Here is a 15,313-nt window from a genome sequence, read left to right on the forward strand (position 1 = left end):
TTCATTCGCCCGCGGCGTCCTCGGCCTCCCAGCGCAGCAGGTCGCCCGGCTGGCACTCGAGCACCTCGCAGAGGGCGGCGAGCGTAGCGAAGCGCACCGCCTTGGCGCGGCCGTTCTTGAGCACCGCCAGGTTGGCGGGCGTGATCCCTACGCGGTCCGCGAGCTCGCCCACGGACATCTTCCGCCTGGCCAGCATCACGTCGATGTCGACGGCGATCGGCATCAGATCACCTCGTCCAACTCGGCCTGCATCTGCGCCGCTTCGACGTCGCGCGCGACGGCCTGGGCGAGCAGCATCCGCAGCACGAGCACGATGAGCGCGACCCCCAGGATGGCCACGCCGACCCCGCCCATGATGACGGTGACGCCCGGGTCGTCCCGCTGGCCCGGCGCATTGATGGCCGTGACCGCGAACCACACGAGGGCAGCCGCCACGATCGCGCCGATCACGCCGTCCACGTACCGGAAGGCGGCGTGGGAGAACACGGTTCCGCGTCGCACCATCGTCACCAGCCGCCATACGCAGACCAGCGCGACCTGGGCCGACACCATGCCCAGGATCGTGATCACGCGCAGCGGGGTCAGCGGGAGCGACCCGTCCTCCGGGTCGGTGGCCAACGCCCACACCATCCCTGCCTGCACGAACACGGTGCCGGCGAACACCACCCCGAGCACGGCACGCAGCGCACGCACTGTCAGCTTTCCCATGTCCCACCTTTCCATCGACTTGCGATGGGAATCTATCGAGTTTCGATGGGTGTCGCAAGGGTTGGGCGGAGGGCGGGCGGCGGTTTCGCACCGTGGCGGGACGCCACCGCTCCCCCCATGGCATGGCGTGCACGCGAAGGTCCTCGACCTCGTCGAAGTTGGCCTCGCTTCAGGGAAAAACCGACGCGGTCCGGCACACCCCGGACAGGGCCGTTGATTCGGCAGACCCCGCCGTTGGCGGGCTCAGGTGGTGCATGTGGTGTGGTGTGGTTGATCGGGCAGGTAGAGCGTGTCTTCTTGTGGGGTGAGGCCGCGGCCGATGGCGTGGCAGATTTTGCGGATCGCATCGTCGGGGCGGGGGGTGGCGTTCCATGTGCGGAGGGTGTGGTCCAGGCCGGCCGTGGTGAGGGTGCGCCGGTCCGGGCTGAAGGTCACGGCGAGGACGGTGCTGGTGTGCCCTTGGAGTGTTGCCAGAGTGCTGCCGGTGGTTGCGTCCCACAGGCGCAGGGTGTGGCTCTCTGCTCCGGCGGCAAGGGTGCGTCCGTCGGGGCTGAAGGTCAACGGGCCTGATTTTCCTGTGTATCCGGTGAGGCTCGCGCGGATGCGGCCGGTGGCGGTGTCCCACAGTCGTATGGCGTGATCGTCGCTTCCGGCGGCCAGGGTGCGTCCGTCGGGGCTGAAGGCCAGTGAGACCACTGTGGTGGTGTGTCCGGGGAGGCTTTTGACCAGGCGGCCGGTTGGGACGTCCCACAGGCGCACGACGCGGTCCATGCCGCCGGTGGCGAGGGTGTGCCCATCGGGGCTGAACGCCAGCGCGTCGGTGTCGAGGCTGAATTCCGCTGTTTTCACGTCGCTGGGGAATCCCGGCAGGCTGTGTCGGAGATGGCCGGTGGTGGGGTTCCACAGTTCCACCCCGCGCTCAATGTTGCTGGTGGCGAGGGTGTGTCCGTCGGGGCTGAACGCCAAGTATTCCGCGCCGGCGCCAAATCCGGGCATGCTTCTTTGGAGGCGTCCGGTGGATGTGTTCCACAGTTCCACGCCGTGATCAAAATCACCCGTGGCCAGGGTGTGCCCGTCGGGGCTGAAGGCCAGCGCTTCGACATCGCCGTCGTGCAGGGCCAGACGCTTGCGGATGCGACCGGTGGCCGCATCCCGCAGCAGCACTCCGTGATTGCCGACAGTGTGGCTGGCGAGAGTGCGCCCGCCCGGACTGAACGCCATGTCGTTGAGGGTTCGAAGGGTCGGGTAGCGCCTGGTCGGGTAGCGCTTGGTCGCGCTGGACGCCTGGGTGTCCGTCCGGTCAGGAGGCGTGGAGAGGACTCGCTGGGACTGGTCCGCTGCCAGGTCCCACAGGCGCAGAACGCCGTCTTCACTTCCGGTGGCCAGGCTGTGCCCGTCCGGGCTGAACGCCAGTGAGATCACCGCGGCGGTGTGTCCGGGCAGGCTTGTACGCAGGCGGCCGGAGGCGGCGTCCCACAGCAGCACCGAACGGTCCCGGCCGACGGTGGCGAGGGTGCGTCCGTCCGGGCTGAACGCCAGCGAGGCCACCTGAGAGGTGTCTCCGGTCAAACCTCGGAGCAGACGGCCGGTGTCCGTGTCCCACAGTTCCACACCGCGATCGACACTGCTGGTGGCCAGGGCGTGTCCGTCGGGGCTGAACGCAATGGCATCGACCGCCCCCTTCGTCTGATGGAGAAGGCTTCGTCGCAGGCGGCCGGAGGTGGTGGTCCACAGTTTCACACCGTGGTCGGCGGTGCCCGTGACCAGAGTGTGCCCGTCCGGGCTGAAGGCCAGCGACCACACCGGGGAGACATCCCCGGAAAGTCTTCTGCGGAGGCGGCCGGTGTCGGTGTTCCACAGAGCCACGCCGTGGTCGAGGTCAGCGGCGGCCAGGGTGCGCCCGTCCGGGCTGAAGGCCATGGCGACGGTTGAGCCATCAGTTCGCTTCCCCAGGGTCCCGCGGACGCGGCCGCCGGCCAGATCCCACAACTGGATTCGTTGATCGCCGACGATGCCGATGGCCAGGGTGCGCCCGTCCGGGCTGAACGCCACCGTGTCGGTTGGGTCACCTCCTTCCAGGAAGCTGTCCGGGCGGTCGGGCCCGCGGTCCCTCTTGTCCGCCAACAGGTCTCCGCGCAGACGGCCGGATCGGACGTCCCACAGCCCCACCGAGCCGTCTTTGCCGACACTGGCGAGACTGCGGCCGTCGGCGCTGAACGCCACCGACACCACCGACGTCGCATGCCCGGCAAGCCGGTACTTGAGCGGCACGGCAGCCGCAGCGTAGAGGCTCTCGACCGCCTGGGACGTTGGGCTGGTCCGGTAGGCACGGACGGCCAGCAGGGAGGCGAGATCGGAGTCGGTGCCGATGAGCGAGGCGGATTGCGCGGCGAGCTGACGGGACAGAGCCACCTGCCGGGCAGCGTCCGCGTTGTGCCGCTGCTGGTCGCTGGTCCGGCTCTGCTGCCAGGCGATCACGCCCGCGGTGAGGGCAAGAGCGAGGAGGACGGACAGGGTCGCGGTGAGCGCCCGAAGGCGCCGGGTCGTGCGCGCCGCATGCCGGTGCTCCTGCTCGCGTGCCGTGAGGCTGGCGGTGAGGAAGGCGTGTTCCAGGCCGGTGAGGTCTGCGGTCGGCGTGAAGCCGAAGTGTTCCTGGGCGGTGGCCAGGCGTGTGCCGCGGTACAGCGCCCCCGCATCGCGGTCCAGGTCCTCCCAGGCGCCGGCGGCCTCGGTCAGTTTGCGGTGCACGCGCAGCCGCTCGCGGTCCTGCTCGATCCAGTTGCGCAGCCGTGGCCAGGCGGTCAGCAAGGTCTCGTGGGCCAGGTCGACGGTGTCGTCGTCCTGGGTGAGCAGCCGGGCGCGGGTGAGCGTTTCCAGGACCTGGTGCGCTGCCGGTCCACCGATGTCCTGCAGTTCTGCGTGCTCAGCAGGTCGGCGGGTGTCGGGGGTGCCGTCGCCGGGGGTGACCAGGCGCAGCAGCACACGACGAGCCGCGCCGGCCTGGTCCTCGGTGAACTGGCCGTGTACGCCCTCGGCGGTCTTGGCGACCGCGCCGTCCAGGCCGCCGACCGCCTCATAGCCGGCCAGGGTGAGCGTCTTGCCGCGACGGCGGCGCCAGGTCTCCAGCAGCACGTGCGACAGCAGCGGCAAACCGCCCCGCGCGTCGGCGACCTCGTCGACGAGGCGGGAGGTCAGCGCCCGTTCCACGGTCAGGCCGGCCGCGGCGGCGGGTTTGACGATGACCTCGCGCAGCTCCGCCGGACTCATCGGACCGGCCAGCAGATGCGCGTCGCGCAGCGCACGGGTCAGCTCGTCGTGTTCGGCGCAGCGGCCGTAGAAATCGGCGCGCACAGCGATCAGCACCCGTAACCGGCTCTCGGGCCGGCGAGCGGTCAGGAGCAGCTCGAGGAACCGCGCCCGCTCGGCCGGGTCCTGACAGAGAGTGAAGATCTCCTCGAACTGGTCGACGATCACGAACGTGTCCGCCCCGGTGCCGCCGGCGTCGGGGCCGGTGTCGCTGGGATCGAACACGCGGGCGTGAGTGCGCTCCGGGCGCTCTCCCGGCGTGAGGATACGGATCGCGGCCGGGCGCAGGCCTGCTTCCCGGGTGTGCTGGAGGGCGGGGATCAGGCCGGCGCGCAGGAGGGACGACTTGCCGCTGCCGGACGGGCCGAACACCGCCGCGAACCGCTGGCGGCGCAACAGCTCCAGCAGGTCGGCGGTGAGCTTGTCGCGGCCGAAGAACCGGCCGTGGTCCTCGGTCTCGAACCGCGCCAATCCCTTGTACGGCGAATCCGCACCCTCCCCCTCCACCTCGGGGGCTGAGGCGGCGGCCTCGTCCGCGGCCTGCTTCCACCGGGCCTCCCACTCCACCGGATCGCCGCCGCAGGCCTGCACGTAGGCCAGCACCACGGACAGGGTGGGGAACTGCTCCCCGCCTGCCGCCTGCGACAGGGTGGTGATCGAGTATCCGGCCCGCTGGGCCAGCGCACGGTAGGTGATCCCGCCTGCCTCGGCGCGCAGCTTCCGCAGTTCGAATGCGAACCGCTGCACCGGACCTGCCCCCGGGTCGACCGGCACTTCACGACGCCCCGCCACGCCTCCACCCCCGTCGGCTGCCTCGCACCAGACCGCCCGACACGCTACGGACCCCGCTACCAGCCCGGAAAGTTTGCGTCCGGCCATTGTTCGGCCGCCTGACCAGCGCTGCCAAACAATGCGCCAGTCCGCTGAACTCGGTGTTGCGAGCCCCGAGAAGCCGTCCGGACCCTGCAGTGCCGGACGGTCGTGCGGTTCGGCTCAGGGGGGAGCAACTGGTTCGGCACCCGTCGACAAGACTTCGGCGGGTGCCGAACCTGGAGCCCCCGTCGGGAGGAACAACTCCCGTAACCGCCCAAGGAACAAACCACTCGTCAGAGAAGAAAGGCACGAGCATGCGCACTCGCATCCAGGCACTCGGCGACCGCCTGCTGGAGACCGTCGCCCCCAAGGCGACGGCATCGGCCGTCGCCTGTTGGCAGTTTGACTACTGCCAGCGCAACGCCTGTGGCACCGGCCGGCACCGGCGCTACGAGGTCGACCCCTGCAACGACAAGTTCCGCTCCTGCTGCCCCGGCAGCTGCAGCTACTCCGGCCGCTCCTGCGGCTGACGCCCACCGAGGAGGCAGAACCGCATCCGGCGCCGACGCGGGGCCACCCACCCCGCCCGCGCGCCGGGTGCGCCATGCATCGTCCTCCGACACTCGGAGAGAGGTCTCTCGACCCATGGTCCACGTGATCGACACCGGGCGGATCCTGCTCGGACTCGTCTTCCTCTGCTCCCTTGCCGGGAAACTGCGCGGGGCGGCCGCCTTCCTGGAGTTCCGCGCGGCGGTGAGCCAACTCGCCCCGGCACTGCGCCGCATACGCAAACCCGTCGCCGTCCTCGTGGTCGCAGCCGAGGCGCTCGCCGTCGTCACGCTCGCCCTGCCGGAGACGGTGGCCGCCGGTTTCACCGTGAGCGCCGCCCTTCTGGCGGCGTTCACCGCCGGTCTGCTCGGCGTACTGCGGCGCGGCGCGACCACACCCTGCGGATGCTTCGGCCGGAGCGCTCCGGTGGCCCCCCGCCATGTCGTACGCAACATCGTGCTCGGGTTCGTCGCCCTGGCCGGGCTCGGCGTTCAGTTGGCCACCCCCGGCACGCCGCCGACGGGCGGGTCATCCGCCGGGCTGCTGCTCACCGCGGGCACGGCAGCGCTGCTCGCGCTGGTCACGGTCACGCTGGACGACTGGGCTGACCTGTTCGCGCCGCGTCCGGCGGCCAGGGAGGCCCGGTGAGCCCGGCGGCCGCGGCCCTTGCCGTCACCACCGTGTCAGCCGCCGCCATCGCCACAACTGTGCTGCGCCGTCGCTACATCATCGTAACCGTGATCGGCTCCAGCATGAGTCCAACGCTCGTGGCGGGGGACCGGGTACTCGTCCGGCGCGCCCCGCTGGAGGCGATCGCCACCGGGCGGCTAGTGGTCACCGAGCCGCCGCGCGAGCACCGCTGGGACCGCGTGCGAGCACACGGGCTGCTGATCAAACGCGCGGCCGCGGTGCCGGGAGACCCGCTGCCGCGCGAGGGCGCACCGGCCTTCGCCGATCTGCCCGAGGAGCGGGTCCCGGAGGGCCGGATCGTCCTCCTCGGCGACAACCCCGCCGCCAGTCTGGACTCCCGCCACTGCGGCTACTTCCAGGCGGAGCAGATCGTCGGCGTCGTCCTCCGCCCCTTGAAATCTTCGGAAATGCGATCAGGAACGCGAACGGAACAGCCATCAGGAAAGGACGTACCGTCATGGCGTATGTGACCGCCGCAGTCGTGCTGCTGGGCCTGCTCAGTCTGCTCAATCTGGCGCTGGTCTACGGCGTGGTGCGCCGCCTGCACACCTCGGATCCGGCACTGTCGGGATCCGGCCGGGGCCCCGACAAGGTCCTGGGGCCGGGCGGTGCCGTCGCCCCGTTCACCGCCCTCGACACCGACGGCCGGCAGCTGACGCTGGACGATCTGACCGAGAAGCTCACCGTCCTCTTCCTCGCCCCCTGGTGCGCCGCCTGCCAGGAGCTGCTGCCGCTGATGGCCGAGCGCGCCGCCGCGTACGGGCCGGAGCGTCTGTGGGCCGTCATAGAGGTGGACCCGGCGCAGGAGGGCGGCGGCGTCGCGGAGTACGTCGAGCGTCTCGCCCCGGTGGCGCGGGTGGTCGTTGTCCGCGAGGGGGACGAGCTGGTCGAGGCCTTCCAGCTCACAGGCATGCCGACCTACGTGGAGATGGGCGCGGGCGGCATCGTGGCGAGTACCGGCCGAACCCTGCCCCGTCGCACGGACCTCGTCCGGGCCGGGCACTGACCGGTGATCCGACGCGCCCGCTCCACCGCACTCGGCACGGCTCTCGCGCTCGCCTGGCGCGCCGCGCCTTGGCACATCGCCGCCCTGCTCGTGGTCACGGCGGCCGGTGCCACGGTGCCCGTCGCCGTGGCCTCGCTGACGCGGCTGACCCTCAACACCCTGGCAGGAGCGGGCGATACGGCCCTGCTCGGCCTGGCGCTCGGGTTGGCCGCGCTGGGGGTGGCGACGGCGGTGATGACGCCACTGACGACGTATCTCGGCAATCAGCTCGACCGGGCCACTGCCTTTGCCGCGGTCTCCCGCGTCTATTCGGCCGTCAACTCGCTGGTCGGGCTGTCCCGGCTGGAGAACCCCGGTTTCCAGAACCGACTCCGGGTGGCCCAGTCAGCGGGTAGCCAAGCGATCGGGGGAGTCCTGGAAGCCGGGCTCGGCCTCGTCGGCGGTGCGCTCACCGCGGCCGGCTTCATCGGCGCGCTGTACGTGCTGAGTCCCGCCATGACCGCGGCCGTCCTGCTCTGCGTCGTACCACTGCTGATGGCCGAGCTTCGGCTGGCGCGTCGTCGGGCCCTCGGAGACTGGCGGGCGAGCGCAGCCCAGCGCCGCTCCGGCTTCTACGAGATGCTGCTGTCCAGCCTGGAAGCCGCCAAAGAGATCCGGCTCTTCGGGGCGGGTGGTTTTCTGCTCGACCGCATGCTCGCCGCCCGCCGTATCGCCGACACCGAGCGCCGCGCCGTGGACCGGCGGGAGTTGCTGACGCAGGGCGCGCTGGCCCTGCTCGCCGCGGCCGTCGGCGGGGCCGGCCTGGTGTGGGCGGCGCTGGCGGCGCGGCGCGGGGAGCTGACGGTCGGTGATGTGGCGCTTTTCGTTGTGGCCGTTGCCGGGGTGCAGGGTGCGCTGGGCACGCTGGTGCGCTCGGTGGCGCAGTTGCATCATCTGTTGCTCATCGTGGGCCACTACCAGGCTGTCGTTGGCGCGGCCCCGGACCCGACCCTCGCTGAGCCGCCCGATGAGGCGGTGTCCCTGCCCGCGCTGCGGGAGGGCATCGAGTTCCGGGACGTCTGGTTCCGCTACGACGAGGGTCACCCTTGGGTGCTGCGGGGGGTCAGCTTCCGTATCCCGTACGGGCAGGCGCTGGCCCTCGTCGGGCACAACGGCGCCGGCAAGAGCACCCTGGTCAAACTCCTGTGCCGCTTCTACGACCCGACGCGTGGTGCGGTGCTCTGGGACGGCGTCGACATCCGGCGGGTGCCGGTGGCCGAGCTGCGCCGTCGGCTCGGTGCGGTGTTCCAGGACTATGTGGAGTACGACTTGACGGCCGCGGAGAACATCGCCATCGGTGATGTGACGGCCATGGACGACCGTCCCCGGCTGCAGTCCGCGGCCCGGGCCGCCGACATCGACGGTGTGCTCGCGGCGCTGCCCCGCGGGTACGACACCCTCCTCAGCCGACTCTTCTCCGACGACGGCCATGACGGCCGGACCTCCGCTGAGGCAGGGAGCCCCTCGGATGCGATTGGCGCCCTGCTGTCGGGAGGCCAGTGGCAACGAGTGGCCCTGGCACGGGCGTTCCTGCGGACCGACCCGGACCTGCTGATCCTGGACGAGCCCAGCTCAGGTCTGGACGCGGAGGCCGAACACGACATCCACCAGCGGCTCACGTGCCACCGCAAGGACCGCACCAGCCTCCTGATCTCCCACCGACTCGGCGCGGTACGCGCCGCCGACCGGATCATCGTCCTGAGCGAGGGCCGGATCATCGAGGAAGGCACACACGGAGGCCTTGTCGAGCGCCGCGGCACGTATGCCCGGCTGTTCGAGCTGCAGGCCAGGGGGTACCGGAGGTGACCGTGTCCACTGCCCGGGTGGCGGGCATCCGCGCACCCGGCCCGACCACCTGGGCGGCGATAAGGCGTATTCCTCCCGGCGCAACCGCCGCTACCGACGTCGCCAGATCAAGCACACCATTCCCAAGCCCCGAGATCAGCGGGCTCACCGCCGATGATCTGATCCGGGAAGGCACATCACTGCCTGCCACCCGCATCGGACCGCTGCACATGAATCTGGGCCGGTCTCATCTGGCCCTGGGAGACCGGGACTCCGCCCTCGAAGCCCTCGAAGAAGCCTGGAACGTCGCTCCCGAGATGGCCCAGGTCCACCCGACAAGCCAAGAACTGATGCGAGTGCTGACCTCACTGCACCGGCGCAGCAACCCGCGGCTGACCCGCCTGGCCAAGCGAGCTGGTGTGCCTTTCTGACCACAGGAAGCCAAGACTGTATGAACAACCGTTGACGAACGCGGCCCATCCCGCGTCATACACGGACTTGGCGAGCCGGGTGCGGCCGAGACCGGACCCCGCGAGGTCTTCCACGTACACCGCTTGGTTGTCGCGAATGATCTGCGTGGATGCCTTGTGGTGGAAGTCCCGGCGCCGGTTGGCCACCTTGGCGTGCTGGCGTGCGACCTCGATGCGCGTCTTGGCCCGGTTCTTGCTGCCCTTGGCCTTGCGGGACAGCTCCCGCTGAAGGCGCCTGACGTCCCGTCGGACAGGACCGGGACGCGGACAGGCCCAGGTCGATGCCGGACTCCGCTGCCACCTGCGGGAGGATGTCCGGCTCGGTGCCCACGACGAAGCTGAGGAAGTACCGGCCGCAGCTGTCCTTGGTGACGGTCATACGTGGGCGCTGCCGGAAGCCGGCGCGACCACTTGACCTTGAGGCCGCCGACCTTGGCCAATTACACCCTGCCGTCGTCTTTCAGGGAGAAGGCGTTGGTGTTGAGGCGGATCGACTGCCGGGTGTCCTTCTTCGACTTGTAGCGGGGAGGGCCGACCTTCCGGCCCTGCCGCGTGCCCTGGAGGCTGTCGAAGAAGTTCTTGTAGGCGGTGTCCAGGTCCCACAGGGACTGTTGCAGGACGACCGCCGACACGTCGGCGAGCCAGGCGCGTTCCTCGGTGTGCTTGGCCTGGGTAATGCGCAGCCGGGACAGCTCGGCCGACTTCACATACGGCAGCCCGGCCGCGTGCGCCTCCTTGCGGTCGCGCAGGCAGTCGTTCCACACCCCCCCCGGGCACACCCGAACCCACTCGCCAGCGCACGGCACTGGGCAGCGTCCGGATAGGCCCGGAAGTTGTAGCGCAGCTGCACACCCGAGATCCTAACTAAAATTGGTCTCATGGATTAGCAGAACGACTACAGGCCACCACCCGCCCAAGATGGCCGTCTCGAAGCTGGTCAACAGCCTCAAGGGCGACTCCGCTCGCCGGATACGGCAGGAGTTCACCGGGCGGATCAACCACGCCATCACGCCCGGGCACCTTTGGTCACCCTCGTATTTCTCCGCATCGTGCGGCGGAGCACCGTTGGCGATCGTCCACCAGTACATCGAACAGCAACAACATCCGCCCCAAGGCGCACGTCAGAGCAGCCTTGAGATGCATTCATCCCCGGCGTGAACGCCGGGGCTTTCTGCAAGAGTCCCGGTAACTCACTGCCGTACTGCAGCAGTACGTGCGCTCAGAATCGCCAGATCGGTTCAGAACTGAGGCAGCGTTGCCGTGGCCTTCTTGCCTGCCTGGATCTGTGCGATCCGTTCCGCGAACATCGTTGCACCCTGTGTCAGCATCGGCTCGCTCACACCGCCCTCTACGCAGGTAGTGGCGACCACCGTACCGACGCGCATGGTGATGTACTCGCCCGTCAGCCCTCCGCCTTCCTTGGTGTAGGCCTGGCTCTCGTTCCCGAAGGTGGGCTTTGAAAGAGGGGGATTCCTACCAACCTCGAACTTCAGGCCGTCCTTGGCGTCCTGCTTGCTGGTGTAGGTGGTGATTTCGAAATTGACGTAGTGCGTGCCGCCGGACAGAGCGAACTTGTCGTGGCCAAACCACTTGCCCTTGCACTCCTGCAGACTCGGACAGTTGAGATGCCCGTCCGCGGTGCCGACGTCACCACTCACGCCCTCAAGGCCACCCATCGCTCCAAGGTCCGGAAGCGCGTTCTTGACCTGGGCCTTCTGACTCAACACCGTGCTGGAGTCTGGTACGGCGGACGACCGCTCCGGCGCTGGGCTGCCGGTCGCACCGGCGTGCCCGCCGCCTTGCCCAGAATCGTCGGTATCCCCGCCACTACACGCTGTAACTGTGGCGCACAGCAAGCCGGTCAAGACGGCCGCCGACAACGTGAGCCGTCGTGTCGTCTGGTTTGTTCCTGTCACGGTCCGTCTCCCCCTGTAGAGATCAACTCATCAGGTGGATCATAGAGTTAGCTGACGGTTCGCCTGGACTGGGATCGGTGCTGGTCGGCTCAGACCAGGGCTGAGGTGATGGCCGACGTCCAGCTCGCGGTGGCGCGGCGTGCCAGTTGGCTGTCGGGGGCGTAGCCCTCGAACAGGTGGAACGCTCCTGGTACCACGTGCAGCTCGGTATGGACGCCGGCGGTCATGAGCCGCCGCCCGTACTCCAGTGCCTCGTCGCGCAGGGCGTCGGCCTGGCAGATCTCGAGGTATGCCGGGGGCAGGCCGACAAGGTCCTGCGCGCGTGCCGGGGCGGCGTACTGGTCTGCGCCGGCGGAGCCCAGGTACAGCTTCCACATGCCGCGAGCGACCCGGCCGTCGACGATCCGGTCGTCGATGCACTCTCCGACCGAGGGCAGCTTGCAGCGGTCGTCGAGGGCAGGGACGAGCAGAAGCTGGAACATGAGGTCGGGTCCGCTGCGGTCCCGGGCCGCCAGGGCGACGGCTGCGGCGAGCGCGCCACCGGCCGAGCGTCCGGCGACGGCCAGGCGGGCGGGGTCCACGTCGAGGGCGTCGGCGTTCTCCGCGGTCCAGCACAGGGCGGCGTAGCAGTCGTCGAAGGCGGCCGGATACGGGTGCTCGGGGGCCAGCCGGTAGTCGACGGAGATGATCACCGCCCCGGCGGCCAGGCAGATGTCGCGGCAGTTGCCGTCGCCGGTGTCGAGGTCGCCGGAGACGAAGGCGCCGCCATGGAAGTACAGCACGCCCGGGCGCGGGGTGGAGTCCTGGCGGGTCGGCCGGTAGATCCGGACGGTGAGATCACCGGCCGGCCCGGGGATCGTGGTGAGGCTGACGGCGATCTGCGGGTCGTCGGCCGGGGAGGCGGCGGCCAGCAGGGAGCGTACGTATGCCCTGGTCGCTGCTGGGTCGGCCAGCGGGTCGAACGGCGGGATGCGGTCCAGGACGTGGGCTATCTCGGGGTGCAGGCGCATCGCCGACTCCATAGTCTCATTGATACCGTGGTAGCGCGGGAGACGCTAATAGTCCCAGTGATACGGTGTCAACGAAATTATGTGGCAGGAAGGGGAACGGGACCATGACGAAGGATCTGACGCCGCCCCAACTGGTGGTCCTCGGCCTCATCGCCCGGCACGGTCCAATGACGCCCTATGACCTCAAGGCCAAGGTCGAGGCCTCCGTCGGCCACTACTGGCCGATCCCGCACGCCCAGCTCTACCGCGACCCGCCGCGCCTGGCCGAACTGGGCCTGCTGCGCGAGGAAGCCGAGGAACACGGCCGCCGACGCCGGGTCTTCCACCTGACCGGAGCCGGACACAAGGCCCTGAGGGACTGGCTCGCCGACCCCACGACACTGGAGCCGGAAACCCGGAATCCGGCCCTGCTCAAGCTGACGTTCGCGGACCTGGGCGCCCCCGGACAGGTCGCCGAGCTGGCCGCAACCCAAGCGGCGCAGCACCGGCGGTGGCGCGACACATATCAGGACCTTCGCACCCGGCTCGATCCGCAGGCCCCGGACACTGCGGCTCGAACCCGGCTGCTCACGCTCGGCATCGCACAAGAGCAGAGCTACGTCGCGTTCTGGGAGGCCCTGGCGGCCGACCCGAAGGGGACCGGCGAGGCGAGGTCAGAGCTCGGCGGCTGATGCATCTACGGCTGGGCCTTGCGCAACCGTAACGCACTCATGCCGAGCCGCGAGCAGCTGCGCCGTGCGTCGGAGACGGTGGAACGGTGGCGGGAGCGGTTGGCCGGTCGCGCCGAACTCGTCCGGGCGGTATCGGACTACGTCGACGGCGTCGCGAAACCGTGCATGGGCGGCTGGGGAGCGGTGTTGCTCACGGTCCCTCCGGACGGCACCGTGCTGCTCTGTCCGGCCACGGTGACCCTGCCCTGCCTCGATCCGCCCAATGTCGCGGACCGGCCGCTCGCGTGGATCTGGGAGCACTCCAGTGCCTTCAACCAGTACCGCGGCACGGACTGGATGCATGAACCGTGCCGCAGCTGCCCGCGCCGTGACGAGGACTTCGGCGGCTGCCGCTGCCAGGCTTTTGTATTTACCGGCGCCGCCACCCGCACCGACCCGGCATGCGGCCTGTCCCCGGACCACGACCTCGTGGAGAAGGCGGTGGCCGCGGAGGGCAGCGGGTCCGGCTATGAATACCGGGCGTACGCGGACCGCACGACGCGCTGACGACACGCGAATGTTCAGATCTCCATGACGGCATCGCAGTCGGGGCAGACGATGGACGCGGACTCGGCGGGGTACCAGGGAGCCCCAGGCTGCTCGGACGGCTTCCCACGGGCCTTCTCCATGGCGAAGGTGTCCTTGCCGCAGAGTGTCCGCGGTCCGGCGGTATCGGGCCTGCCAGGGGCGGCCGGCGCGGCGTGCACCCGGCGGGAGAGCCGTTCCGCATCAGGCGAGCCGACCGCGGACGTATGCGCCGGCACCGGCTTGTCGAGCTCGTACACGACGACGATCTCGCTCATGTGTTCACGCCAGACGCTTCGCGGCTGAGCCGCTGCGCAGCGGCGTTCACCCGCGTCCGGCGCCGGGGAGGGTGAGTTCACGGCCGCGGTAGAAGCCCTCGTTCTCCTCGACGACGTAGGGGGCCATGGCTGCCCGTCGCTGGGCCTCCGAATCCGAGGTCCGCCATGAATCGCATGCCTCCTGGGACTCCCACAAGGACACCCCGGTGATCTCTTGTCCGTCCGCGGACCAGTACGCGAAAGCGCGGAGGAGCCCCTCCGGGACGGGGGCCGGGCGCCAGGCCCGCTCGAACTCCTCCAGCGTGCCCTGCTGAAGGCGGCGCGTCGTCACCCAGACGTAGTGCTCCTGCATTGCGGCTTCCTTCGTAGTACGCGGTTCGGCTTGCCCCCTCTCAGATTCACCGTAGGTCCGATGCGCCGCTTCTGCCGCCCGGCGATCGCCGGGCGGCTGGTGAGGAACGGGCCTGCCGCACCGCGGTCCGGGTCAGCGCGTCCTGGACGACCATGTGAAGACGAGTCGGCTGTGCGGCTTGTCCAGGGTGTGGCCGTGAGGCAGTTCCTGGGTGGGGCTCTGCGGGGTGCACCTGCAGTCGGGGCTGCTGTTGTGGGCGTCGCGGTCCCATGCGGTGACCGGGTTGGCCATCGCGTCGGTGAGGGCCTCGGCGTGTGGGCCGTAGGCATGGATGCCGAACTCCGAGAGGCGGGGGCCCGAGCCATTGGCGGAGAGTGTGCGGGTGAGGAGGTGGGCGAGGGAGTCGGCGCGGATCAGGGCGGCGGTGTCCCAGCCGCCGGAGCGGTGGAGGAGGGCGGTGTCGAGGTCGGCGTCGACGGCGAGGCGGGCGAACCCGTCACCGACATTGTTCGCCAGCCACAGCAGGGAGCATGTCGAAGGGCACGTCGCCGGGAATGGTCACGCCGGTCCAGCGAGCGTGCGCCTCGAGCCTGCAGGACTTGCTGGACCACGCGCACGACGACCCCGACTCTGGCGAGGCATCCCTCGCCGACCTCGACATCACCCTCGGCGACAACACAGGGCCCGGTGACGGCACGCCGGTCACCGACCCGTATCGGATCAAGCCGTTCGCCGATGGAAACAAGAAGCACCGGCAGGCCCGCCCCCCACGCCGGCCACGCCTCCGGCAGCGCCCACCTCGCTGGTCCCCGGCCAGACCCTCGTCCTGCCCGAGGAAGCCTGGCAGGGACTGCGCGTAGCCTTCAGGTTCGCGGGAGCTGACGCAGACCTCACCCTCTTCCTCACCGCTGACAACGGCCGAGTCGTCGGTGACGAGAACTTCATCTTCTGCAACCAGCCGACCGCAGCCGATGGAGCCGCGCGTCTGCTGGGCAAACACGGGTTCTGGTCCCGTGCGGGGACGGGACCTGGTAGGACGCTGGGTGTGACACGTAGGCAATTCACCGACGAGCAGTGGGAGTTCATCGAGCCGTACCTGCCGATAGGCGAGTACGGTCCGTACCCCGGGCGGCTGCGGGAGCAGTTCGAGGGGGTG

Annotated in this window: 14 protein-coding genes and 3 pseudogenes; 9 read left to right on the top strand and 8 right to left on the bottom strand. The window is 69.8% G+C overall.

Translation table 11 applies throughout. The features are described 5' to 3' along the window. Window position 1: 1 nt before the first annotated feature. From ACWGKT_RS20200 to ACWGKT_RS20210, 3 genes are all read right to left on the bottom strand, one after another. A complete protein-coding gene (locus ACWGKT_RS20200) occupies window positions 2–223 on the bottom strand; it encodes a helix-turn-helix domain-containing protein (protein WP_062039671.1) in 222 nt (73 codons plus the stop codon). Then, the gene (locus ACWGKT_RS20205; RefSeq protein WP_453274747.1) at window positions 223–708 is read right to left on the bottom strand and encodes a DUF2975 domain-containing protein; all 486 of its coding nucleotides are present in this window, start codon (window positions 706–708) and stop codon (window positions 223–225) included. The genes ACWGKT_RS20200 and ACWGKT_RS20205 overlap by 1 nt, the downstream gene beginning before the upstream one ends. Window positions 709–951: 243 nt before the next feature. Next, window positions 952–4,761, bottom strand: a complete 3,810-nt coding sequence (locus tag ACWGKT_RS20210) for an nSTAND1 domain-containing NTPase (protein ID WP_453274748.1) — start codon at window positions 4,759–4,761, stop codon at window positions 952–954. Between the two features lie 380 nt (window positions 4,762–5,141). Here ACWGKT_RS20210 and ACWGKT_RS20215 point away from each other — a divergent pair, with 380 nt between their 5' ends. From ACWGKT_RS20215 to ACWGKT_RS20240, 6 genes and pseudogenes are all read left to right on the top strand, one after another. Continuing rightward, window positions 5,142–5,357 (top strand): hypothetical protein, encoded by a 216-nt coding sequence (locus ACWGKT_RS20215; protein WP_356158811.1) that lies wholly within the window; start codon window positions 5,142–5,144, stop codon window positions 5,355–5,357. Window positions 5,358–5,472: 115 nt separating this feature from the next. After that, window positions 5,473–6,024, top strand: a complete 552-nt coding sequence (locus ACWGKT_RS20220; protein ID WP_356158814.1) for a MauE/DoxX family redox-associated membrane protein — start codon at window positions 5,473–5,475, stop codon at window positions 6,022–6,024. Beyond that, window positions 6,021–6,536 (top strand): S26 family signal peptidase, encoded by a 516-nt coding sequence (locus ACWGKT_RS20225; protein WP_453274749.1) that lies wholly within the window; start codon window positions 6,021–6,023, stop codon window positions 6,534–6,536. Before ACWGKT_RS20220 ends, ACWGKT_RS20225 begins: the two co-directional genes overlap by 4 nt. Beyond that, on the top strand, window positions 6,524–7,072 hold the full coding sequence (locus ACWGKT_RS20230; protein WP_453274750.1) for a TlpA family protein disulfide reductase: 549 nt from the start codon (window positions 6,524–6,526) through the stop codon (window positions 7,070–7,072). Before ACWGKT_RS20225 ends, ACWGKT_RS20230 begins: the two co-directional genes overlap by 13 nt. A 3-nt stretch (window positions 7,073–7,075) precedes the next feature. Beyond that, window positions 7,076–8,917: an ABC transporter ATP-binding protein gene (locus ACWGKT_RS20235; RefSeq protein ID WP_453274751.1), complete on the top strand. Its 1,842-nt coding sequence runs from the start codon at window positions 7,076–7,078 to the stop codon at window positions 8,915–8,917. Beyond that, window positions 8,916–9,071 (top strand): annotated as a pseudogene (locus tag ACWGKT_RS20240) (IS5/IS1182 family transposase); the annotation flags it as partial. The gene ACWGKT_RS20235 and the pseudogene ACWGKT_RS20240, both read left to right, overlap by 2 nt. A 274-nt stretch (window positions 9,072–9,345) precedes the next feature. Here ACWGKT_RS20240 and ACWGKT_RS20245 read toward each other — a convergent pair. Beyond that, window positions 9,346–10,216: pseudogene (locus ACWGKT_RS20245) on the bottom strand (RNA-guided endonuclease InsQ/TnpB family protein); the annotation flags it as partial. Window positions 10,217–10,272: 56 nt separating this feature from the next. Between ACWGKT_RS20245 and tnpA the strand changes: the two are divergent. Further along, a pseudogene (gene tnpA / locus ACWGKT_RS20250) lies at window positions 10,273–10,524 on the top strand (IS200/IS605 family transposase); the annotation flags it as partial. Window positions 10,525–10,604: 80 nt separating this feature from the next. Here the strand turns inward: tnpA and ACWGKT_RS20255 are convergent. Next, on the bottom strand, window positions 10,605–11,282 hold the full coding sequence (locus ACWGKT_RS20255; RefSeq protein WP_453274752.1) for a hypothetical protein: 678 nt from the start codon (window positions 11,280–11,282) through the stop codon (window positions 10,605–10,607). An 89-nt stretch (window positions 11,283–11,371) separates the two neighbouring features. Continuing rightward, on the bottom strand, window positions 11,372–12,292 hold the full coding sequence (locus ACWGKT_RS20260; protein ID WP_453274753.1) for an alpha/beta hydrolase: 921 nt from the start codon (window positions 12,290–12,292) through the stop codon (window positions 11,372–11,374). A 104-nt stretch (window positions 12,293–12,396) separates the two neighbouring features. Here ACWGKT_RS20260 and ACWGKT_RS20265 point away from each other — a divergent pair, with 104 nt between their 5' ends. Beyond that, window positions 12,397–12,963 carry a PadR family transcriptional regulator gene (locus ACWGKT_RS20265; protein ID WP_453274754.1) on the top strand — a complete coding sequence of 189 codons (567 nt, stop codon included), beginning with the start codon at window positions 12,397–12,399 and terminating at the stop codon, window positions 12,961–12,963. 18 nt (window positions 12,964–12,981) lie between these two features. After that, on the top strand, window positions 12,982–13,509 hold the full coding sequence (locus tag ACWGKT_RS20270) for an SPASM domain-containing protein (RefSeq protein WP_453274755.1): 528 nt from the start codon (window positions 12,982–12,984) through the stop codon (window positions 13,507–13,509). A gap of 14 nt (window positions 13,510–13,523) precedes the next feature. On the opposite strand, the gene ACWGKT_RS20275 is transcribed toward ACWGKT_RS20270, so the two are convergent. Next, window positions 13,524–13,805 carry a hypothetical protein gene (locus tag ACWGKT_RS20275; RefSeq protein ID WP_453274756.1) on the bottom strand — a complete coding sequence of 94 codons (282 nt, stop codon included), beginning with the start codon at window positions 13,803–13,805 and terminating at the stop codon, window positions 13,524–13,526. A gap of 46 nt (window positions 13,806–13,851) precedes the next feature. Then, complete coding sequence (locus ACWGKT_RS20280) at window positions 13,852–14,157, bottom strand: hypothetical protein (RefSeq protein ID WP_453274757.1); 306 nt, start codon at window positions 14,155–14,157, stop codon at window positions 13,852–13,854. Window positions 14,158–15,313: the final 1,156 nt, after the last annotated feature.

This window comes from Streptomyces sp. NPDC054794 (assembly GCF_053611585.1).

Coding starts and splice junctions, on each gene's coding strand:
- ACWGKT_RS20220 (WP_356158814.1), top strand. CDS start 5,473: ATGGTCCACGTGATCGACACCGGGCGGATCCTGCTCGGACTCGTCTTC.
- ACWGKT_RS20215 (WP_356158811.1), top strand. CDS start 5,142: ATGCGCACTCGCATCCAGGCACTCGGCGACCGCCTGCTGGAGACCGTC.
- ACWGKT_RS20230 (WP_453274750.1), top strand. CDS start 6,524: ATGGCGTATGTGACCGCCGCAGTCGTGCTGCTGGGCCTGCTCAGTCTG.
- ACWGKT_RS20280 (WP_453274757.1), bottom strand. CDS start 14,157: ATGCAGGAGCACTACGTCTGGGTGACGACGCGCCGCCTTCAGCAGGGC.
- ACWGKT_RS20275 (WP_453274756.1), bottom strand. CDS start 13,805: ATGAGCGAGATCGTCGTCGTGTACGAGCTCGACAAGCCGGTGCCGGCG.
- ACWGKT_RS20265 (WP_453274754.1), top strand. CDS start 12,397: ATGACGAAGGATCTGACGCCGCCCCAACTGGTGGTCCTCGGCCTCATC.
- ACWGKT_RS20205 (WP_453274747.1), bottom strand. CDS start 708: ATGGGAAAGCTGACAGTGCGTGCGCTGCGTGCCGTGCTCGGGGTGGTG.
- ACWGKT_RS20200 (WP_062039671.1), bottom strand. CDS start 223: ATGCCGATCGCCGTCGACATCGACGTGATGCTGGCCAGGCGGAAGATG.
- ACWGKT_RS20260 (WP_453274753.1), bottom strand. CDS start 12,292: ATGCGCCTGCACCCCGAGATAGCCCACGTCCTGGACCGCATCCCGCCG.